This window comes from Streptomyces sp. NPDC026538 (assembly GCF_055567535.1).
Window position 1 is genome coordinate 827,183 of the sequence record NZ_JBVHQG010000003.1, and the last position, 20,971, is coordinate 848,153.

Genomic DNA, 20,971 nt, shown 5'->3' on the forward strand with positions numbered 1-20,971 from the left:
TAGCGGAGGGACCGGGGGCATACGGCATGGACTGTCAGTCCGGGCGGGTAAGACATCCCTAGTGGGAGGGGGCGACACGCAGGCGAGGCCGTCTCACGTTCGCCATCGGCGTACTGGAGGAAAGGGTAACTGCCTGGCCTGCGGGAACATCGTCTCGCACCATCGGGTTGGAGCATATGTCGGCGTTCGGGGTCAGGAGGCCATCGACGGTGTCGGCAGTTGGAATGAGCGGTCCCCGCTTGCGGGACTAAGCTGCGGAAGGACAGAGAGGGGAAGTTCCCCCCACTGCCTGACCGCTCTGAGGAGCGATTAACGATGTTCGAGAGGTTCACCGACCGCGCGCGGCGGGTTGTCGTCCTGGCTCAGGAAGAAGCCCGGATGCTCAACCACAACTACATCGGCACCGAGCACATCCTCCTGGGCCTGATCCACGAGGGTGAGGGTGTCGCCGCCAAGGCCCTTGAGAGCCTCGGGATTTCGCTCGAGGCGGTCCGCCAGCAGGTGGAGGAGATCATCGGCCAGGGCCAGCAGGCCCCGTCCGGGCACATCCCCTTCACCCCCCGTGCCAAGAAGGTCCTGGAGCTGTCGCTCCGCGAGGCCCTTCAGCTGGGCCACAACTACATCGGCACGGAGCACATCCTGCTCGGCCTGATCCGTGAGGGCGAGGGCGTCGCCGCCCAGGTCCTGGTCAAGCTGGGCGCAGATCTCAACCGGGTGCGGCAGCAGGTCATCCAGCTGCTCTCCGGTTACCAGGGCAAGGAGACCGCCACCGCCGGCGGGCCTGCCGAGGGCACCCCCTCGACGTCCCTGGTCCTCGACCAGTTCGGCCGGAACCTCACCCAGGCCGCTCGTGAGTCCAAGCTCGACCCGGTCATCGGGCGCGAGAAGGAGATCGAGCGGGTCATGCAGGTGCTGTCCCGCCGTACCAAGAACAACCCGGTCCTGATCGGTGAGCCCGGCGTCGGCAAGACCGCCGTCGTGGAGGGCCTCGCCCAGGCCATCGTCAAGGGCGAGGTGCCCGAGACCCTCAAGGACAAGCACCTCTACACCCTGGACCTCGGCGCCCTGGTCGCCGGCTCCCGCTACCGCGGTGACTTCGAGGAGCGCCTGAAGAAGGTGCTCAAGGAGATCCGCACCCGCGGTGACATCATCCTGTTCATCGACGAGCTGCACACGCTGGTCGGTGCGGGTGCCGCCGAGGGCGCCATCGACGCGGCTTCGATCCTGAAGCCGATGCTGGCCCGCGGTGAGCTGCAGACCATCGGCGCCACCACCCTGGACGAGTACCGCAAGCACCTGGAGAAGGACGCGGCCCTGGAGCGCCGCTTCCAGCCCATCCAGGTCGCCGAGCCGTCCCTGCCGCACACGATCGAGATCCTCAAGGGTCTGCGTGACCGGTACGAGGCCCACCACCGGGTCTCCATCACGGACGAGGCGCTGGTCCAGGCGGCCACCCTGGCCGACCGCTACATCTCGGACCGCTTCCTGCCGGACAAGGCGATCGACCTGATCGACGAGGCCGGCTCCCGGATGCGCATCCGCCGGATGACCGCTCCGCCGGACCTGCGCGAGTTCGACGAGAAGATCGCCGCCGTCCGCCGGGACAAGGAGTCCGCGATCGACTCGCAGGACTTCGAGAAGGCCGCCTCCCTCCGCGACAAGGAGAAGCAGCTCCTGGCCGCCAAGGCCAAGCGGGAGAAGGAGTGGAAGGCCGGCGACATGGACGTCGTCGCCGAGGTCGACGGCGAGCTGATCGCCGAGGTGCTGGCCACGGCCACGGGCATCCCGGTCTTCAAGCTCACCGAGGAGGAGTCCTCGCGTCTGCTGCGCATGGAGGACGAGCTCCACAAGCGGGTCATCGGCCAGGTCGACGCCGTCAAGGCGCTGTCGAAGGCGATCCGCCGTACGCGTGCCGGTCTGAAGGACCCGAAGCGCCCCGGTGGCTCGTTCATCTTCGCCGGCCCGTCCGGTGTCGGTAAGACCGAGCTGTCCAAGGCCCTCGCCGAGTTCCTCTTCGGTGACGAGGACGCGCTGATCTCCCTCGACATGTCGGAGTTCAGCGAGAAGCACACGGTGTCGCGTCTCTTCGGTTCGCCCCCCGGTTACGTGGGCTACGAAGAGGGCGGCCAGCTGACCGAGAAGGTCCGCCGCAAGCCGTTCTCCGTCGTCCTCTTCGACGAGGTCGAGAAGGCCCACCCGGACATCTTCAACAGCCTGCTGCAGATCCTGGAGGACGGTCGTCTGACCGACTCCCAGGGCCGGGTCGTGGACTTCAAGAACACGGTCATCATCATGACGACCAACCTCGGCACCCGGGACATCTCCAAGGGCTTCAACCTGGGCTTCGCGGCCACGGGTGACACGAAGTCCAACTACGAGCGCATGAAGAACAAGGTGTCGGACGAACTCAAGCAGCACTTCCGGCCCGAGTTCCTCAACCGCGTCGACGACGTGGTCGTCTTCCCGCAGCTGACGCAGGAGGACATCCTGCGGATCGTCGACCTGATGGTCGGCAAGGTGGACGAGCGCCTCAAGGACCGGGACATGGGCATCGAGCTCTCCCAGTCCGCCAAGGAGCTGCTGTCCAAGAAGGGCTACGACCCGGTGCTGGGCGCGCGTCCGCTGCGTCGCACGATCCAGCGCGAGATCGAGGACACGCTCTCCGAGAAGATCCTCTTCGGCGAGCTGCGCCCCGGTCACATCGTGGTCGTGGACACCGAGGGCGAGGGCGACGCCAAGACCTTCACCTTCCGGGGTGAGGAGAAGTCGGCGCTCCCCGACGTCCCGCCGATCGAGCAGGCGGCCGGCGGAGCCGGTCCGAACCTGAGCAAGGAGGCGTAGCCCTTCGGGGTTCGCCGAAGAAAGGGGCCGGTGCTTTTCGAAGCACCGGCCCCTTTCGCATGCCGCCGCGCAGGCTGCCCACCGCCGCGTGGGACGCGGTGCGGGACGCGGTGCGGAACTCCGTGCGACTACGACAGCTGGCCGTTGTAGTCCGGCAGCTTGTACGTCTTCTCCGCGTGCCCGCCCGAGAGGTCGGTGGCGCTGTTGCCGATGTTCGCGATGATCGTGTAGCCGTTGTTCTCGATGTCGACACGCTGGGCGGTCTTGTAGGCGGCGACGTCCTTGAAGAGGTCGAAGAGGCCGCGGACGTACAGGCCGGAGACGTCGTAGCCGTCGTGTTCGAGGTTGTACTCGGTCGGCAGGTAGATGATGCCCGGGCGGGCCGTGACGAAGAACAGGGAGACGCCGTGCTCCTGGGCGTACCGGGCGACGTTCAGGACCGGCTTGTTGGCCGGCTGGGGGAAGCTGAAGCCGAAGTCGGTCTCCAGGGTGGTGTTGTCGATGTCGAAGACGATCGCCTGCCGCTCGCCCGGCTTGGCGGCGGCGATGCGCTGCTTCAGGTAGGGCAGGGCCTGGTCCATCACGGACTGGCAGTCGCTCTGCCAGGTGGCGTAGTCGACCGTGGTGGAGCTGCTCTCCGTCGCCGCCTGGGCCGGCGCGGCCATCCCGGCGAGCGCGGCCACGGAGACGGCGGTGACGGACATGCGGCGGGTCCAGGTGCCTGTGGTCATCGGTGGGGGTGTCCTCTCACGTCCACGGCTGTGTCAGGGGCATGGTGAGTGGAGGACATGGCGCGGAGGGAACCGTGGGGTTACTTGCGGGTAGAACGGGCGAGGTGTGGGTCACATCCCGACGGCTCCGGGTCCCGGTCGCCGGTGACATAGCGCACGGGCGGAATGCCCGTTACTAGCCGGGATAGTGGGGCCCGGGTGACCGGGGAAGGGGATTTTTTACCCCATCCCGCCCTCGGATGGACACGGCGGGCCTCTGACTGTCCGGCCAAGGGTGCTCTGTCAAGAAAGGGTCAACTTTACATATGGGTACTAGGGCATGTCGTAGATGGTGGCATTTGAGCGGTGCGCGGCTTTCGGGTTACCAAGGGATGCCCCGTTCGGCGGCTGTCAGTGTTCAGCCGGTGCCGGAGGGGGATCCCCGTTGTCTACTCCACGAGGTTCCGATGTCCCTGCGCGCCACTCTCCGTTCCCCCCGTACGTCCTCGCTCCGCAAGCGGGCCGCCGTTCTGGCCGCCGGTGTCGGAGTCACGGCCGTGGTGGGTTCGGGGGTCGCGTCGGCCGCCACCTCCAGTGCCGCCGCCTGGATCGACCCGGTGAAGAAGTACACCCTCTCCGCGAGCTTCGCCCAGGCCGGCGGCCTGTGGACCGCCAAGCACAGCGGCCAGGACTTCGCGGTGCCGACCGGCACCCAGGTCGTCGCCGCGCACGGCGGCACCGTCGTCAAGGCCGGCGGCAACGGCGCCGGTGACGGTCCCGCCTACGGGAACGCCGTCGTCATCAAGCACACCGGCGGTCAGTACTCGCAGTACGCGCACCTGTCCCGCGTCGACGTCAAGGTCGGCCAGGTCGTCAGGACCGGCCAGCACATCGCGCTCTCCGGCAGCACCGGCAACTCCACCGGGCCCCACCTGCACTTCGAGATCCGTACGACCCCGAACTACGGCTCCGCGGTGAACCCGGTCGCCTTCCTCCGCGCCAAGGGCGTGACCGTCTGAGGCGCGTGATGGTCTAGGCGGAGCGATCCGAGCCCTGGTGGGCCTGGGTCACCAGGTCCAGGGCGACCTCCAGAACGGCTTCCTGCTTCTTCTGGGGGTCGCCTTCCAGGTCCTGCATGACGAACATGCCCGCGTGCAGCGTGAACATCGCGCTGATGCAGCGGACCTGGTCGGTCAGGGGCGCGTCCGGGTCGACGAAGATGCTCCGCAGGCCGCGCATCCGGTCCTTGAAGGTGTCGCCGATCCGCAGTTCCCGCACGGTCGCCTGGTTCTCCTGCATGAAGCGGAACAGCGGTCCGGCCTCGGCGAGCGCCCGGCTGTAGCGCCGTACGATCTCCAGCTTGATCTCCAGGGTGTGCGGCTGGCCCTCGCCCCACTCGATCAGGTCCTGGATCGGCTGCGTCAGGTCCTCGAAGACGCTGACCAGGATCTCTTCCTTGGTCTTGAAGTGGTAGTACAGGGCCGCCTTGGTCACGTCGAGGCCCTCGGCGATCTCCCGCAGGGAGGTCTTCTCGTAGCCCTGCTCGGCGAAGAGTTCGAGGGCAACGTCCTGGATGCGCTGGCGGGTGTTGCCCCGGCGCTGCTGCTTGGTGCCGTCCATGGTGACGCCCATCCTCTTACTCCTCGCACTCCCGCGAAAACTCGCCCTGTCGGATACCGACGGCCGGCCCGGTAACTTACTTGACGACCGGCTAGTGACAGGTTTACCTTTCCAGTGTACTGAACTAGCCGGGCGGCAAGTAAGTAGCTGCCGCCAGGGGGAGTGGGAGAGATGGCGGACACCCAGGCGGCCGGCACCGGCCAGGAGTCACCGGGGGCACCGGTCGCGGCGGATGCGTCGGCGAAACAGCCCAGGAGCGTGCGGGTCGTGATCCTCGCGCTCATGATCGCGATGATGCTCGCGATGCTCGACAACATGATCGTCGGTACGGCGATGCCGACGATCGTGGGTGACCTGGGCGGCCTCGAACATCTGTCGTGGGTCGTGACCGCGTACACCCTCGCCACCGCGGCGGCCACCCCGCTCTGGGGCAAGCTCGGTGACATGTACGGGCGCAAGGGCGCCTTCCTGACCTCCATAGTCATCTTCCTGATCGGCTCCGCGCTCAGCGGCATGGCCCAGAACATGGGCGAGCTGATCGGGTTCCGGGCCGTTCAGGGGCTCGGTGCCGGTGGTCTGATGGTAGGCGTCATGGCGATCATCGGGGACCTCGTGCCGCCCCGTGAGCGCGGCAAGTACCAGGGCATGATGGCCGGCGTCATGGCGCTCGCGATGATCGGCGGTCCGCTGGTCGGCGGCACCATCACCGACAACTGGGGCTGGCGCTGGGCCTTCTACATCAACCTGCCGCTCGGCGTGGTCGCGCTGGCCGCCGTCACCGCCGTACTGCACCTGCCGAAGAAGCGCAGCAAGGCGCGCATCGACTACCTCGGCGCCGGTCTGCTGACCCTCGGCATCACCTCGATCGTGCTGGTCACCACCTGGGGTGGCTCCGAGTACGCCTGGACGTCCGCGCGGATCATGGAACTGATCGCCATCGGCGTCGTCTCGCTGATCGGGTTCGTCTTCTGGCAGACCAAGGCCGCCGAGCCGGTCCTGCCGCTGCACATCTTCCGCAGCGGCAACTTCACCCTGATGTCGATCATCGGCTTCATCGTGGGCTTCGTGATGTTCGGCGCCACGCTGTTCCTGCCGCTGTACCAGCAGTCCGTGCAGGGCGCGTCCGCGACCAACTCCGGTCTGCTGCTGCTTCCGATGCTCGGCGCGATGCTGGTGACCTCGATGGTCGCCGGACGGGTCACCACCAGCACCGGCCGCTACAAGATCTTCCCCCTCGCGGGCGGGGTGCTGCTGGCCGTCGGGCTGTACCTGCTGTCCACGATGGACACCGACACCACCCGGTTCGTCTCGGGTGTGTACATGGCCGTCGTCGGCCTCGGCATGGGCTGCCTGATGCAGATCACCATGCTGGTCGCGCAGAACAGCGTGGAGATGAAGGACATGGGCGTCGCGTCCTCGTCCACCACCCTGTTCCGTACGCTCGGTTCCTCCTTCGGTGTCGCCATCATGGGCGCGATCTTCAACGACCGGGTCAAGGACGAGATGGCGGCGCGGGCCGGCGGGCTGGGCTCGAAGGTCACCGAGCAGTCGGCCTCGCTGGACGCGGCGAGCCTGGCGAAGCTGCCGGCCACGGTGCGTGAGGCGTACCAGCACGCGGTCTCGGCCGGTACGCACTCGGCGTTCCTGCTCGGTGCCGTGATCGCCGTGGCGGTCGTGGTGGCGGCGGTGTTCGTCAAGGAGGTGCCGCTGCGAGGCGGCGCGCAGAAGGCGGGTTCCGACGAGGCGGCGCCGCTGCCCGTGGTCGAGGCCGTCTGACAGACGCCGGCGGGTGGTTCCGGGGACCGAACGTCTCCGGGGCCACCCGCTTTCGGTTGCCGTCTCCCAGGATCGGTGCACGGCTGTCTTCCCGGTACGGGCGCAGGATTGTCCTTTTCGGTACGGGCGCGCACGGCCGTCTTCTCGGTAGGGGCGCACGGCCAAGTCGTCCTCCTGGCGTCGACTTAGCATCGACGCATGGACAGACTGCGTCGGCTGCGCATCGCCAAGGACGCCATGGACCGGGACTGGGCCGATCCGGACCTGGACCTCGACGCGGTCGCCGGGCACGCCGGGTACTCGCGGTATCACTTCGTCCGCGCCTTCAAGGAGGCGTACGGCGAGACGCCCGGCCAGTACCTGACGCACCGCAGGATCGAGCGGGCCCAGGAGATGCTCCGCGGCGCAAACCTCACCGTCACCGAGATCTGCCATCTGGTCGGCTTCAGCAGCCTCGGTACCTTCTCCAGCCGCTTCAAGGCACGTACCGGACTCAGCCCCACCGAGTACCGGACCGAGCACGTCGGTAGCGGCGCCTCCCTCATCCCCGGCTGCTACGCCATGCTCTGGGCCGGCGGCTTCCGGAACAGGAGCGCAACATCCGAGAAGCGCCCGGCCGACCCGCCCGCCTACCGTGACGGACAGGAACAGCGACCGTCCGGCAGGAGAGCACAGCCATGATCCAGGGCCTGGCCATCACCACCGTGTGGACCTTCGACCAGCAGCGCACCAAGGCCTTCTTCACCGAGAAGCTCGGCTTCGAGGTACGCGACGACATCGCCATGGGTGACATGCACTGGGTCACCGTCGGCGCCAAGGGCCAGCCCGGCGTCGAACTCGCCCTGATGCGCGTGGACGGGCCGGGGCTCGACCCCGAGTCCGCGGCGGCGCTGCGCACGCTGGTCGCCAAGGGCGCCCTGGGAGCGGGGGCGTTCCGCACCGACGACTGCCGGGGGGACTACGAGACCTTCCGGGCGCGGGGCGTCGAGTTCGTCCAGGAGCCCAAGGAACGGCCGTACGGCATCGAGGCGATCTTCCGCGACGACAACGGCAACTGGTACTCGCTGACCGAGCACAGCGAGGAACTCGACTTCTCCAAGGACTTCTGACCGTGCCCGTGCAGGAGGGGCCCGATCACACCGCCGTTCGCGTCGCCCTGTGGCGGGCACTGCATCTGCGCGCCGACCCGCCGCCGTACGTGATCGAGGACGAGGCCGGGCTGCGGCTTGCCGGACCGGAGGCCGGGGACGACTGGCGGGCGCGGCCGGACATGGACGCCGAGGCCACCCGGCGGACCCGGGCGTCCATCGTGGCCAGGGGCCGGTTCGTCGAGGACCTGGTGCTGGCGGCGGCCGGGCGCGGGGTGGACCAATACGTCGTGCTGGGCGCCGGTCTGGACACCTTCGCCCAGCGCCGCGCGTCCGACGCGGTGGCCGCCGGGCTGCGGGTCTTCGAGGCCGACCGGACCGACGACCTGCGCCCGTCCCGCGGCGAGGAACTCCTCGTGGCCACGGCCTGACCCGGCCACGGCCTGACCCGGCCACGGCCTGACCCGGCCACGACCTGACCCGGCCACGACCTGACCCGGCCATGACCTGAGCCCGCCGCGCCCCGAGCCTCAGCCGCTCAGCGGCTCAACGCACCCCTCAGTCGCTCAACGGCTCGCCTGTGTCGGCCCCGGGAGCATCGGGTAGCTCCCCGTGGCTGTCGGGGCGTGCTCCGGCAGCCACAGCACGGCCACCGCGCCCTCCGCCGGGATGTGCTCGGGCGCGCCCGCCGGGCGGATGTTGCGGAAGGTCAGACGGGCGCCCAGGACGCGGGCCTGCCCGGCCGCGATGGTCAGGCCCAGGCCGTGGCCCTGCCCCGCGCGGTCCTCGCTGCCGGTGCGGAAACGGCTCGGGCCCTCCGCGAGCAGCTTCTCGGGGAAGCCGGGGCCGTGGTCGCGGACCCGGATGACCCGGCCCTCGACGGTCACCTCGATGGGCGGCCTGCCGTGCCGGGCGGCGTTGGCGAGCAGGTTGAACAGCACCCGCTCCAGGCGGCGCGGATCGGTGGTGACCTCCGACTCGTGCACCACCCGCACCTCGATCGCCGGGTCCTTCGCGGCCACTCGCCGGGCGACGAACTCCCCCAGCATGATGTCCTGCAGCTCGGCCCGCTCGGAGGCGCTGTCGAGCCGGGCCACCTCCAGCACGTCCTCGACGAGGGTGCGCATCGCCTTCGCCCGGTCCAGGACCAGCTCGGTCGGGCGGCCGGGCGGCAGCAGTTCGGCCGCCGTGAGCAGTCCGGTCACCGGCGTCCGCAGCTCGTGCGCGATGTCGGCCGTCACCCGGCGCTCGGCCTCAAGGCGTTGCTGCAACGCGTCCGCCATGGCGTCCACCGCGCGCGCCAGGTCGTCGGTCTCGTCCCGTACGACCCCGCCGATCGCCTCCCGCACCCGCACGTCCGGCTCGCCCTGGGCGACCTGGTTGGCCGCGGTCGCAGCCTTGCGCAGCCGCCGCGAGAGCTGCCCGCCGATCAGCACGCCGAGCGCGCTGCCGCCGAGCACGACCGCGATGGAGCCGATGACGAGGGCCTGGTCGAGGTCCTTGAGCACATCGCTGCTCCGGTTCGGGAAGGTGCCGTGCAGGGACAGCACCCGCCCGTCCTTGGCCTGTACCGCCGCCCAGATGTCCGGCGCGCCGCTGCCCGGGTCGATGACGTCGGTCGCCCGGCGGCCCGCGTCGACCCGCTCGCGCAGCGCCGGCGGCAGCTCGGGGTCGTTGACCTTGACGTCCGGGAAGTTCGCCCGCCCGTACAGCTCGTAGTTGCGCTGCGCGATCTGCAGCCGCTCGTTGGCCAGGTCGCGCGCGTTGTCCAGCATCGAGACCCGGGCGGCGTTGTGCACCACCAGGCTCAGTGCGATCGCGACGAGCGCGCCGACCAGTGCGATCGCCGCGCTCAGCTTCCACCGGAGCCCGGTGCGCAGCCTCGGACCTCGGTGCCGAATGGATCTCCGGATGGATCTGATGAGCCCCCGCATGACCGCCCCGCTCAGGCCTTCAGCTTGTAACCGAAACCGCGGACCGTCTCGATCCGGTCCTGGCCGATCTTCGTACGCAGCCGCTGCACATGGACGTCGACGACCCGGGTGTCCCCGCCCCAGCCGTAGTCCCAGACGCGTTCCAGCAGCTTGTCCCGGGAGAGTACGGTTCCCGGTGCCGAGGAGAACTCCAGGAGCAGCCGCATCTCGGTCGGGGTGAGCGCGACCGGCTGCCCGGCCCGGCGCACCTCCATGCCCTCGGTGTCGATCTCCAGCTCGCCGAAGGTGAGCGGGAGGCCGGTCACCGGAGCCGCGTCCTCGTGCGGCCGGTCGCCGCCGCTCGCGTGCCCGAAGCGCCGCAGCACCGCGCGGATCCGGGCGACCAGCACCGCGCCGTCGAACGGCTTGGTGACGTAGTCGTCGGCGCCCGCCTCCAGTCCCAGCACCACGTCGATGGAGTCGGCGCGTGCCGACAGCATGATCACCGGCACCGTGGACTCGTCGCGGATGCGCCGGCACAGGCTCACCCCGTCCAGGCCCGGCACCATCACGTCCAGCAGGGCGATGTCGGGCCGGTCGGCGCGGAACGCCTCCAGTCCGGACAGGCCGTCGGGCATGGCGGTGACCGCGAAGCCGTCGCGCTCCAGGGCGAGCTGGGTGGCCTCGCGGATGACGTCGTCGTCCTCGACGAACAGGACGTGGGTCTGGTCTGCCATCCCTGCTCTCTCGTGTGGTCGTGTGGGGTCAGTTGGCGGGGGAGGGGACCGGCGTGGCGCCGCCGCTACCGGTCGCGTTGCCGTAGTCGGTGTGGTGGAAGTCCTCCTGGACGAAGCGTCCCGCGGCCCAGCTGTAGGTGATCACGTTCTCACCGGACGGGCTCGATACCGGGTCGCCCTTCTCGTACACCTGTTTGGTCACGCTCAGGTCGCCCCGGTCGATCTCCGCGTAGACCGGGGACTCCTCGGCCTTGAACACATTCTTGTACGTGCCGCTCTGCTCGCGGTACACGTACGCCCCCACCCCGACCGCGTCTCCGCAGGTCAGCACGTTCACGACGATGTCCTCGGCCGGGCCGCCGGTCAGGTCGCCGTAGGTGACGTCGACCGGGTACTCGTCGCCCGCGCATGGCTTCAGGTCCCGTTTCACGGTGGCCGAGACCGCCGGATCGGCCTTCACCAGGGCGACCGCGTCGACCTTCGCGTACGTCTGGGACGGGTTGGGCGAGGGGGCGGCGGCGGCCGGGGCCTTCTCCGCCGAGTCGGCGTGCGCCGGCCCCTCGTCCCGGGCGCCGGTGCCGCCGGTGCCGCAGGCGGCGGCGAAAAGGGCGAGGGCGGCGAGCACGGCCGCCGCCGTGGTCACCGCCTGTGCACTCGCCGGGCCCCGGCTGGGCCCTGTGCCGGTCAGGCCGCGCAACGCTCCTGCTCCTCACGCTCCAGCGCGCGTGCGTCGAGGTCGCGTGACTCCAGCTCCTCGCGGAGCCGGGCGAGCGCCCGGTGCAGCGTGCTCTTGACCGTTCCGGCCGACATGCCGAGGGCGGCGGCCGTCTCCTCCGTGGACATCTGCTCCCAGTGTCGCAGCACCACGACACTGCGCTGCTTCGGTGCCAGAACCTTCATGATGTCCATGAGCAGCGCGCGGTCCGCGTGCTGCTCGGTGGAGTCCTCCACGCAGGCGTCGGGCAGCTGCTCGGTCGGGACCTCCTCCAGCTTCCGGGCCCGCCACCACTCGGTGCGCGTGTTGATCATGACCCGGCGCAGGTAGGCGTCCGCGAGCCGCTTGTCCTCGATGGTCTCCCAGCGGCCGTACGTCCGTACCAGCGCGGTCTGGAGCAGGTCCTGGGCGTCCGTCGGGTCCGGGACCAGGCGGCGGGCACTGCGCAGCAGCGCGTCCTGCCGAGTGCGGACGTACTCCTCGAATCCGAGCACCTCGCCCTGCGCCATGATCAACCGCCTCCCGATCCCCGTTTTCCCCGGCCCTGTGCCTGAGTTACTGCCGTCCCGCGGTCCTGGCGGGCACAGAAACGAAGCTACGGACCTGTTGTCACGGGGCTGTGCGGAGCAGCCTTCGGGTAGCAATCGGCTGTCCGTCGGTTGTGTAACGGATGTAGGTGCGGGGTAAGCGAGCGCAACCTTATGGCGTGTTATGTGCTGATTTGCCGTGCGGGTGGGGCCGTAACACAGCCCCCTCTCCTGTGATGTGGCTGTACGTCAGCCCAGCGGGAGCCGGTACAGGCCGCCCGCGAGCGGCTCCACCAGCCCGTCCGAGACCAGCCCGTCCAGCGCGCGGGCCCGCTGCACCGGCTCGTGCCACACCCGGTCGAGCGCCGCCTGCGGCACGGGGGCGTACGCCTCGCGCAGCACGGCGAGCAGCTTGCCGCGCACCTGCCGGTCGGTACCGGCGTACGTCTGCCCGCGCCGGGGCGGCCCCTCGTGCTCCGGCTTGCCGGCCAGCCGCCAGGCGCACTCCCCGGCGATCGGGCAGCGCAGGCACGTCTCGTTCTTCGCCGTGCACACCAGCGCGCCGAGCTCCATGGAAGCGGCGGCCCAGCGGGCGGCGGTCTTCTCGTCCTCGGGCAGCAGCTCACGTGCGAGCCTGCGCTCGGCGGCGGTGGTGGCGTTCGGCGGGTACTGCACACCGGTCACGGCCCGTGCGAACACCCGCCGCACATTGGTGTCGAGCACGGCGTGCCGCTGCCCGTACGCGAAGGAGGCGACGGCCGCGGCGGTGTACTCGCCGATGCCCGGCAGCGCGAGCAGCTGCGCGTGATCCGTCGGTACGTCGCCGCCGTGCCGTTCCGCTATGGCGACGGCGGCGCCGTGCAGCCGCAGGGCGCGGCGCGGGTAGCCGAGCCGGCCCCAGGCGCGCACCGCCTCGCCGGGCGCCTCGGCGGCGAGGTCGGCGGGGCGCGGCCAGCGGGCCAGCCACTGCTCGTAGACGGGCAGCACCCGGCTGACGGGGGTCTGCTGCAACATGAACTCGCTGACCATCACACCCCACGCACCCGCCTCCGGGCGGCGCCAGGGGAGGTCACGGGCATGGGCGTCGAACCAGGCGATCACGGGGGCGTGGAGCTTCTCAGTCATGGCCCTTCCGATCCTGCCACGTCCGGCCACGGCTGGGTTGGACCTGGTTCGCGGCGGGGCCGGGCGGCGGCCGGGCCGGGGCGTGCCCTTCCGGCGACTGTCCTTGGGACCCGCCTTTGGGACCCGCCCTACGCGCCTGTCACGCGAAGAGGGGTCGTGCCGACGGAAGTTGCCGAAATGATGATCCGGAAAAGTTGAGGTTTGAGCGGCGGGTGGGGCGAGGAAGTGCACGGATCTCTCGTACAGTTTGCGCCGTGGGATCTCTGCGCAATCCGGTCGGGCCGCTTCCCTCCTCCATCTACTGGCGACGGAGGGTCGTCATGGTGTCCGTGGTCGCCGTGCTGGCGCTGCTGATCACCTGGATCGTCACGTCGAGTGGCGGGGGCGGCAAGAAGGGCGCCGACGGGGCGGACGGCAAGAATCCCGCGTCCACGATCACGCCGGGGCCGTCCGGCAGCGGGCCGGCGATCAGCCAGGCACCGGGCGGGCGGGACGAGTCGAGCGGGGGCGGCGGCGCGTCGTCCGGCACGGGCACCGGACCCAGTTCGGGTTCCAGTTCCGGTTCCGGCGGCGGGAGTTCGGACGGGTCGGGTGGCGGCTCGTCGTCCGGTTCCGGCGGATCCTCGGGATCCTCGTCGGGCTCGGGGGACGTCACCTCGGGCTCCGGCGGTACGGTCGCCTCGCTGCCGGGGACCTCCACCCTCCCCAACTGCACGGCCGCGGCGGTGTCGTTGAGCCTGAAGAGCCTGCACAACTCCTACTCGCCGGAGCAGACGCCGACCTTCGAACTCACGGCGAAGAACACGTCGTCCGGTGACTGCAAGGTCGATCTCGGGCCGAAGAACGCGGTGTTGACGATCACGCCGGCCAGTGCGGACGACAGCTACTGGTCGTCGGCGGACTGCCCGAGGTCGGCGGGGACCCAGTGGTACCGCGTGCCGGCGGGCAGCAGCATCACGTACACCCTGAAGTGGGACCGCAAGCCGAGCGCTCCCCAGTGCGCGACGCCTTCGGCGGGATCGGCCGGCTCCGGCACGTACCTGCTGGAAGCCGCCACCCCGGGCTTCACCAAGGCCCAGGCATCCTTCGTCCTGGCGGCGGACTGACGCCGTCGGCTTCGACCGGGTGCGAGGGGTTTCACTCGCCCGCGTTTGCGGGGTGCCGCCTGCGCCCACCCGTGCCGCCCTGGGGGCACCTCCCAGGCCCTTGAGGCACCGGGGGAGGCACGACCCGCCCGCAGGCTGGTTCAGCTGACAGAGCCCCCGCGCTGTAGCGGCCCGTAAGGGGGGCGGGGAACTGCGCGACCACCCTCACCAGGCCGCGTTTGAAATGTCGGCCTCTCCCCGCGGAGCTACACGTAGCGTTCGAGGATCGACGACTCCGCCAGCCTCGACAGGCCCTCCCGGACGCTGCGAGCGCGCGCCTCGCCGACCCCGTCGACGGTCTGGAGATCGTCGACGCTCGCGGCGAGCAGCTTCTGCAGGCCCCCGAAATGCTCCACCAGCCGGTCGATGATCGCCCCGGGCAGCCGCGGAACCTTCGCCAGCAGCCGGAAGCCGCGCGGCGACACCGCCGAGTCCAGCGTCTCCGGGGAACCCGTGTAACCGAGCGCCCGCGCCACCGTCGGCAGTTCCAGCAGCTCCGCGTGGCTCAGCGCGTCCAGCTCGTAGAGCGCCTCGTCGACCGTGCGGGAGCGTTTGGCCGTGGGCTCGGGGACGTAGTCCCGGACCACCAGTTCGCGCTCGGGCTCGACGCCCGCGATCAGCTCGTCCAGCTGAAGCGCGAGCAGCCGCCCGTCGGTGCCCAGTTCGACGACGTACTCGGCGATCTCCGTGGCGATACGGCGGACCATCTCCAGCCGCTGGGCGACGGCCGAGACGTCGCGGACCGTCACCAGGTCCTCGATCTCCAGCGCTGACAACGTTCCCGCGACCTCGTCCAGGCGGAGCTTGTACCGCTCCAGGGTCGCGAGCGCCTGGTTCGCACGGGAGAGGATCGCCGCCGAGTCCTCCAGGACACGGCGCTGCCCGTCGACGTAGAGCGCGATCAGCCGCATCGACTGGGAGACCGAGACCACCGGGAAGCCGACCTGTTTGGAGACCCGGTCCGCCGTGCGGTGCCGTGTGCCGGTCTCCTCCGTGGGGATCGTCGCGTCCGGCACGAACTGGACGCCGGCCCGGAGGATCTTCGACAGGTCGGAGGAGATCACGATGCCGCCGTCGAGCTTGCACAGCTCGCGCAGCCGGGTCGCCGTGAACTCGACATCAAGGACGAAACCGCCCGTGCACATCGTCTCGACCGTCTTGTCGAAGCCGAGGACGATGAGCCCGCCGGTGTTGCCGCGGAGGACCCGCTCCAGGCCGTCGCGCATCGACGTGCCCGGAGCCACAGCGCTCAGCGAGGCGCGCATCAGGCGATCGGAACCGGCACTCCCACCGGACTTTCCGGGAGCCGCTGCCCGGTCGTTGGCTGCCACTGCACTCCTCCGGTCGCAGATTCTGAGGCGCTCCCGCACCCGCACGCGGTTCGTACGGACGGGCGAGACCAGGGCAAAGTCTACCGGCGCTCCTCCGCCTCCCGTGGGGCCTCTCGGCGACGGGAGCGCGGCAGCACCCGCAGCGCGTCCCCCATGTCCGCGACTTCCAGGACCTTCATGCCCGCCGGGATCTTGCCGGGATCGCTCGGTACGAGCGCGTGCGTGAAGCCCAGACGGTGCGCTTCCGCGAGCCTGCGCTGGACGCCGGTGACCCGTCTGACCTCGCCCGCGAGGCCGACCTCGCCGATGGCCACCAGGTTCTTGGGGAGCGGGGTGTCGCTCGCGGCGGAGGCCAGGGCGAGGGCGATCGCCAGGTCGGCCGCGGGCTCGGAGAGCTTCACGCCGCCCACGGTCGCGGAGTAGATGTCCCGCTTGCCGAGCGCGCTGATCCGCCCGCGCTGCTCCAGCACCGCCAGCATCATCGAGACCCGGGAGGTCTCCAGGCCGGAGGTGGTGCGGCGCGGGGAGGGGATCTGGGACTCCACGGTCAGCGCCTGCACCTCGGCGACCAGCGGCCGGCGTCCCTCCAGGGTCACCGTCAGACAGGTACCCGGGACCGGTTCGTCACGACGTGTCAGGAAAAGTCCGCTCGGGTCGGCGAGGCCCGTGATGCCCTCGTCGTGCAGTTCGAAGCAGCCGACCTCATCCGTGGTGCCGTAGCGGTTCTTGACGCCCCGGACGAGCCGCAGGCGGGCGTGCCGGTCGCCCTCGAAGTGCAGCACGACGTCCACGAGGTGTTCGAGCAGACGGGGGCCCGCGATCGCGCCGTCCTTGGTGACATGGCCCACCAGGAGCGTCGACATGCCCCGGTCCTTGGAGGCGCGGATGAGCGCCCCGGCCACCTCCCGCACCTGGGCCATGCCGCCGGGTGCACCGTCGATCTCGGGCGACGCGACCGTCTGTACGGAGTCCAGGACCAGCAGCGACGGCTTGACCGCGTCCAAGTGGCCGAGGACGGCGGCCAGATCGGTCTCGGCGGCGAGATAGAGGTGGTCGTCGATGGCGCCGATGCGGTCGGCGCGCAACCGGACCTGGCTCGCGGACTCCTCGCCGGTGACATAGAGCGTGCGGTGCTGGTCACTGGCCGACTTGGCCGCCACGTCGAGCAGGAGGGTGGACTTGCCGACGCCGGGCTCGCCGGCCACCAGGACGACCGCGCCGGGGACCAGGCCGCCGCCCAGCACCCGGTCCAGCTCGGGCACGCCGGTCGTCCGCGCGGTGGCCTGGCGGCCGTCGACCTCGCCGATGGGCACCGCGGAGGTGGTGACCCGGCCTGGCGACGTCGTGCGGACCGCGGGCGTGCCGTACTCCTCGACCGTCCCCCAGGCCTGGCACTCGGGGCAGCGGCCGAGCCACTTGGCCGTCTGCCAGCCGCACTCGGTGCAGCGGTACGACGGACGGTCTTTCGCGGTCTTGGTACGGGCAGCCATGCGGAAACCGTAGCCCCCGCCACTGACAGCGGGGCCACGGTGACGCCCGTGACGGATGTGGGTGGACGGGTCCTGGCCATGCCCCATCTGGAACAAGCCACCGCATATCGGGTCCGGGTCCCCTTATGAGGGATCGTTTCACCCGTACGGATTAAAAGAGCTCAAGCCGCAAGAAGGGACGTTACGCCGCCGCCTACGGTCGCACGGGTGATGAGCAGCAGCCCGGAAACCTCGACCCGCATGACCGGCGCGCACCGGGCACACCGGGGGGCGCGCGCGGCGCGCGATCGTACGGCGGCGCGCGCGCTGGCACAGCGGCCGGCGGCGCGTTACGAGCCGTACCTGGACGGGCTGTTCACGTACTGCCTCTCGGTGCTGTGCGACCACGAGGCGGCCACCACCGCCCTCGGGGACGTCCTCGCCCTCGCCGAGCGGCGTGGCCAGCGCGTCCTGGAGGCCGCCGGGGACCGCAGGGCCTGGCTGTACGCGCTGGCCCGCTGGGCCTGTCTGCGCGGGCTGGCCGAGGCCAAGCAGAAACGTCAGGCCACCCACGCGGCGGGACGGCGCAGCGCCCCCGAACCGCCCGCCGCCGGCGAGACCGAGGAGCAGCGGCGCCGCGAACTCGCCCTGCTCGCCTGGCCCGAGGCCGCCGGCACCACCCCGGAGCAGCGCGAGGCGCTCGAACTCGCCGTACGCCACCACCTGACCGCCCACGAGGTCGCCGCCGTCCTCGGCATGGACCTGCCCGGCGCCCGAGAGCTGCTCGCCTCCGCCGCCTGCGAGGTGGAACGCACCCGCGCGGCGCTCGCCGTCGTCGAGACCGGCGGCTGCCCCAGCGTGTCCCACCTCACCGGCGACAGCCAGCTGGTGCTCAGCAGCGCCCTGCGCCGCGAGCTGGTCCGGCACGTCGACGACTGCCCGCGCTGCCGCCGTACCGCGGAACGCGCGGCCCCCGGGCGGTGGCCCGGCGCGATCACCACGCCCGCCGAGCTGCCCGTCCTGGAGGCGCCCCGCGCGGCCCTGCACATGGCGATGGCGCACCCCACGCGCGTGCGTGGCGCCGCCGTGCCGCGCTTCGACCGGCGCGGATTCCCGATGGACCCCAAGGACCGCGCGGCCCGCCGCGACCGGCTACGCGCCCGTGCCGTCACGACGACCGTCGTCGCCACGGTGGTGGCGGCGCCGGTGCTGGCCCTGTGGGCCGCGTACCGGGGCTCGCCGGCGGGGGAGAGCCACGACGGTCCCTCCGCGACCGCGCGCGAGGCCTCCGGGGCCGACGCGCTGGAGGGCGACGAGGCCGGGGGCTACGAGAACGCCGGAAACGCCGGCACCAGACCCGGGCCGCGCATCGGGAAGGACGGCAAGGCCGACGTCTCGGTGGAGGTGGTCGGCGTCGTGGGCGGCGACCGGACGAAGGCCGGTGCGGGGCACCTCGCGGTGACGGCCGCGAACGACGGTGACACCACTCTGATCACGCTCGCGGCTGCGGGGGACGCGCCGACGCGGTGGTCGGTGTCCACCTCGGCGGGGTGGCTGTACTTCTCGCGGTCCTCGGGAACGCTCCGGCCGGGCGAGTCGCTGACGATCAAGGTGTACGTCGATCATCTGCGGGAGCCGGCCGGGCACTGGAGCGCGCGGGTGGGGGTGGCGCCGGCGGGGGCGGTGGTGTCGATCGACGGGTACGGGATGGCTCCGCCGGTGCGAAGGGGGCCCACCCCTCCGGGGCGGCCGACGCCGACGGTGACCGAGTCGGCGTCTTCCCAACCGACACCGCCGGTCAGCGAGCCGCCGACGTCGGCTTCGCCTACGCCGACCGGATCGGATACGCCCAGCCCGACGGAGTCGGCCTCGCCGACGGAGAGCGAGAGTGCGGGTTCGCCGGCGAGTCCGTGACGGGCGGGGCGCGTCGACGGGAGGGGCGCCGTCGTGGTTGATCGCGCCCACGCGGCGAAGCCGCATATCGATACAGCCCCGCGCCCCCTCGGGGCGCTGCACTGGGCGTGGCCCGGCAGGACCGCCCCCTGCGCTCCCGAAGCGAATGCCTCAGCTCGCCGGATCCGCCGGATGCGGGGCCAGCAGGGGGAGCTGGGAGGCCAGGCGCTGCTCGCACAGTTCTGCCAGGCGGTCGTAGCCGGCCTTGCCCATCAGTTCGGTCAGCTCCGGGCGGTAGGAGACGTAGACGGGGTCGCCCGCGCCGTGTGCCGAGGTCGCCGACGTGCACCACCAGTGCAGGTCGTGGCCGCCCGGGCCCCAGCCCCTGCGGTCGTACTCGCCGATCGAGACCTGGAGGACGCGCGTGTCGTCGGGGCGGTCGATCCAGTCGTACGTGCGGCGGATCGGGAGCTGCCAGCAGACGTCCGGCTTGGTCTCCAGCGGCTCGCGGCCCTCCCGCAGCGCCAGGATGTGCAGCGAGCAGCCCGCGCCGCCCGCGAAACCGGGACGGTTCTGGAAGATGCACGAGCCGTTGAACGGGCGGGTCTGGCGGGAGCCCTCCTCGTCCTCCGAGATCCAGCCGTTCCGCGTGCCCTCGTCGTGGTGCTGCCAGATGTCCGGCGTGAGCCTCGACACATGATCGGCGACCCGCTTCTCGTCGTCCTCGTCGGAGAAGTGCGCGCCCAGCGTGCAGCAGCCGTCGTCCGCGCGGCCCGCCTGGATGCCCTGGCAGCCGCTGCCGAAGATGCAGTTCCAGCGGGAGGTCAGCCATGTCAGATCGCAGCGGAACACCTGCTCGTCGTCCGCCGGATCCGGGAATTCCACCCATGCGCGCGCGAAGTCGAGGCCCTTCTCGTCCCCTGCCGGAGGCCGCTGTGACGTCTTCGACTTCTTCGGTGGTTTCGCCCGAGAAGAACCGTCGGCGGATTTGGCGCCCTTGTGGTCCTTCGTCTTTTTCGTCTTTGGCACCTGTACAGGGTATGTCGCCCGACCCGGCTTCGGGGACGGCTCCGACGAGGGGATATCGGCCACCTGGCAGTAGCGTTCCGTACATGAGACTCGGTGTCCTCGACGTGGGATCCAACACGGTGCATCTGCTGGTGGTGGATGCGCACCCCGGCGCACGACCGCTGCCCGCGCACTCGCACAAGGCGGAATTGCGCCTTGCCCAACTCCTCGACGGCAACGCCGCGATCGGTCCCGACGGGGTCGAGAAACTGGTCCGTGTCGTCCATGAGGCCCTGCAGGCCGCCGAGGACAAGGGTGTCGAGGATCTGCTGCCGTTCGCCACATCCGCCGTGCGCGAGGCCAGCAACGCCGATGACGTCCTCGCGCGCGTGAAGGCCGAGACCGGCGTCGAGCTCCAGGTCCTCACCGGCGCCGAGGAGGCCCGGCTGACCTTCCTCGCGGTACGCCGCTGGTTCGGCTGGTCCGCCGGAAAACTGCTGGTCCTGGACATCGGCGGCGGCTCCCTGGAGATCGCTTACGGCATCGACGAGGAGCCGGACACGGCCGCCTCGCTGCCGCTCGGCGCCGGCCGGCTCACCGCCGGCTGGCTCCCCGGCGACCCGCCGGCCCCGGAAGACATACGGGCACTGCGCCGCCATGTACGGGCCGAGATCGCCCGTACGGTCGGCGAGTTCAGCCGCTTCGGCGCCCCCGACCACGTGGTCGCCACCTCCAAGACCTTCAAGCAGCTGGCGCGTATCGCCGGCGCGGCCCGCTCCGCCGACGGCCTCTACGTCCAGCGCGAGCTCAAGCGCAGTTCCCTGGAGACCTGGGTCCCGCGGCTGGCGGCCATGAACACGGCCCAGCGCAGCGCGCTCCCGGGAGTCTCCGAGGGCCGCTCGGGCCAGCTGGTGGCGGGCGCTCTGGTGGCGGAGGCCGCGATGGACCTGTTCGGGGTGGACACGGTGGAGGTGTGCCCGTGGGCGCTCCGGGAGGGCGTGATCCTGCGGCGACTTGATCACATGGGTTCGGCGTAGGCACCCCCGCAGGAGGCGCGGGCGACCCGCAACGGC

Annotated in this window: 18 protein-coding genes and 1 pseudogene; 9 read left to right on the forward strand and 10 right to left on the reverse strand. The window is 70.8% G+C overall.

What is annotated here, in order from left to right; genetic code table 11:
* Positions 1–315: 315 nt before the first annotated feature.
* Positions 316–2,841, forward strand: coding sequence for an ATP-dependent Clp protease ATP-binding subunit (locus ACZ4N4_RS16800; protein ID WP_217559641.1), 2,526 nt, complete (start codon positions 316–318; stop codon positions 2,839–2,841).
* 128 nt (positions 2,842–2,969) lie between these two features.
* On the opposite strand, the gene ACZ4N4_RS16805 is transcribed toward ACZ4N4_RS16800, so the two are convergent.
* On the reverse strand, positions 2,970–3,572 hold the full coding sequence (locus ACZ4N4_RS16805) for an HAD family acid phosphatase (RefSeq protein WP_453570030.1): 603 nt from the start codon (positions 3,570–3,572) through the stop codon (positions 2,970–2,972).
* 446 nt (positions 3,573–4,018) lie between these two features.
* On the opposite strand from ACZ4N4_RS16805, the gene ACZ4N4_RS16810 reads away from it, so the two are divergent.
* A complete protein-coding gene (locus tag ACZ4N4_RS16810; RefSeq protein ID WP_467589040.1) occupies positions 4,019–4,570 on the forward strand; it encodes a M23 family metallopeptidase in 552 nt (183 codons plus the stop codon).
* 13 nt (positions 4,571–4,583) lie between these two features.
* On the opposite strand, the gene ACZ4N4_RS16815 is transcribed toward ACZ4N4_RS16810, so the two are convergent.
* Entirely contained in the window at positions 4,584–5,183 is a 600-nt protein-coding gene (locus ACZ4N4_RS16815) for a TetR/AcrR family transcriptional regulator (protein ID WP_467589042.1), read from the reverse strand.
* Between the two features lie 159 nt (positions 5,184–5,342).
* Between ACZ4N4_RS16815 and ACZ4N4_RS16820 the strand changes: the two genes are divergently transcribed.
* The 4 genes and pseudogenes from ACZ4N4_RS16820 to ACZ4N4_RS16835 all read left to right on the forward strand — a co-directional run.
* Complete coding sequence (locus ACZ4N4_RS16820) at positions 5,343–6,947, forward strand: MDR family MFS transporter (protein WP_453570021.1); 1,605 nt, start codon at positions 5,343–5,345, stop codon at positions 6,945–6,947.
* A gap of 198 nt (positions 6,948–7,145) precedes the next feature.
* Positions 7,146–7,628, forward strand: coding sequence for a helix-turn-helix transcriptional regulator (locus ACZ4N4_RS16825; RefSeq protein WP_453570018.1), 483 nt, complete (start codon positions 7,146–7,148; stop codon positions 7,626–7,628).
* Complete coding sequence (locus tag ACZ4N4_RS16830; protein WP_453570015.1) at positions 7,625–8,056, forward strand: VOC family protein; 432 nt, start codon at positions 7,625–7,627, stop codon at positions 8,054–8,056. The genes ACZ4N4_RS16825 and ACZ4N4_RS16830 overlap by 4 nt, the downstream gene beginning before the upstream one ends.
* Positions 8,057–8,058: 2 nt before the next feature.
* A pseudogene (locus tag ACZ4N4_RS16835) lies at positions 8,059–8,412 on the forward strand (class I SAM-dependent methyltransferase); the annotation flags it as partial.
* A gap of 189 nt (positions 8,413–8,601) precedes the next feature.
* Here ACZ4N4_RS16835 and cseC read toward each other — a convergent pair.
* The 5 genes from cseC to ACZ4N4_RS16860 form a co-directional block, all read right to left on the reverse strand.
* Positions 8,602–9,969, reverse strand: coding sequence for a two-component system sensor histidine kinase CseC (gene cseC / locus ACZ4N4_RS16840; protein ID WP_453570012.1), 1,368 nt, complete (start codon positions 9,967–9,969; stop codon positions 8,602–8,604).
* Between the two features lie 11 nt (positions 9,970–9,980).
* On the reverse strand, positions 9,981–10,685 hold the full coding sequence (cseB, locus tag ACZ4N4_RS16845; RefSeq protein ID WP_365800080.1) for a two-component system response regulator CseB: 705 nt from the start codon (positions 10,683–10,685) through the stop codon (positions 9,981–9,983).
* A gap of 28 nt (positions 10,686–10,713) precedes the next feature.
* On the reverse strand, positions 10,714–11,382 hold the full coding sequence (locus ACZ4N4_RS16850) for a hypothetical protein (RefSeq protein WP_453570009.1): 669 nt from the start codon (positions 11,380–11,382) through the stop codon (positions 10,714–10,716).
* The gene (locus ACZ4N4_RS16855; protein WP_450761435.1) at positions 11,370–11,909 is read right to left on the reverse strand and encodes a SigE family RNA polymerase sigma factor; all 540 of its coding nucleotides are present in this window, start codon (positions 11,907–11,909) and stop codon (positions 11,370–11,372) included. Before ACZ4N4_RS16855 ends, ACZ4N4_RS16850 begins: the two co-directional genes overlap by 13 nt.
* A gap of 267 nt (positions 11,910–12,176) precedes the next feature.
* The gene (locus ACZ4N4_RS16860) at positions 12,177–13,052 is read right to left on the reverse strand and encodes an HhH-GPD family protein (RefSeq protein WP_467589046.1); all 876 of its coding nucleotides are present in this window, start codon (positions 13,050–13,052) and stop codon (positions 12,177–12,179) included.
* 254 nt (positions 13,053–13,306) lie between these two features.
* On the opposite strand from ACZ4N4_RS16860, the gene ACZ4N4_RS16865 reads away from it, so the two are divergent.
* Positions 13,307–14,158 carry a hypothetical protein gene (locus tag ACZ4N4_RS16865; RefSeq protein ID WP_467589049.1) on the forward strand — a complete coding sequence of 284 codons (852 nt, stop codon included), beginning with the start codon at positions 13,307–13,309 and terminating at the stop codon, positions 14,156–14,158.
* A gap of 245 nt (positions 14,159–14,403) precedes the next feature.
* Here ACZ4N4_RS16865 and disA read toward each other — a convergent pair whose 3' ends face one another.
* Together disA and radA are read right to left on the reverse strand one after the other, a co-directional pair.
* Positions 14,404–15,528, reverse strand: coding sequence for a DNA integrity scanning diadenylate cyclase DisA (gene disA / locus ACZ4N4_RS16870; protein ID WP_453570001.1), 1,125 nt, complete (start codon positions 15,526–15,528; stop codon positions 14,404–14,406).
* 80 nt (positions 15,529–15,608) lie between these two features.
* Positions 15,609–17,018: a DNA repair protein RadA gene (gene radA / locus ACZ4N4_RS16875; protein ID WP_453569998.1), complete on the reverse strand. Its 1,410-nt coding sequence runs from the start codon at positions 17,016–17,018 to the stop codon at positions 15,609–15,611.
* Between the two features lie 210 nt (positions 17,019–17,228).
* On the opposite strand from radA, the gene ACZ4N4_RS16880 reads away from it, so the two are divergent.
* The gene (locus ACZ4N4_RS16880) at positions 17,229–18,911 is read left to right on the forward strand and encodes a BACON domain-containing protein (protein WP_467589052.1); all 1,683 of its coding nucleotides are present in this window, start codon (positions 17,229–17,231) and stop codon (positions 18,909–18,911) included.
* A gap of 150 nt (positions 18,912–19,061) precedes the next feature.
* Here ACZ4N4_RS16880 and ACZ4N4_RS16885 read toward each other — a convergent pair whose 3' ends face one another.
* Positions 19,062–19,919: a DUF3109 family protein gene (locus ACZ4N4_RS16885; protein ID WP_453569993.1), complete on the reverse strand. Its 858-nt coding sequence runs from the start codon at positions 19,917–19,919 to the stop codon at positions 19,062–19,064.
* An 83-nt stretch (positions 19,920–20,002) separates the two neighbouring features.
* Between ACZ4N4_RS16885 and ACZ4N4_RS16890 the strand changes: the two genes are divergently transcribed.
* The gene (locus ACZ4N4_RS16890; RefSeq protein ID WP_453569990.1) at positions 20,003–20,935 is read left to right on the forward strand and encodes a Ppx/GppA family phosphatase; all 933 of its coding nucleotides are present in this window, start codon (positions 20,003–20,005) and stop codon (positions 20,933–20,935) included.
* Positions 20,936–20,971: the final 36 nt, after the last annotated feature.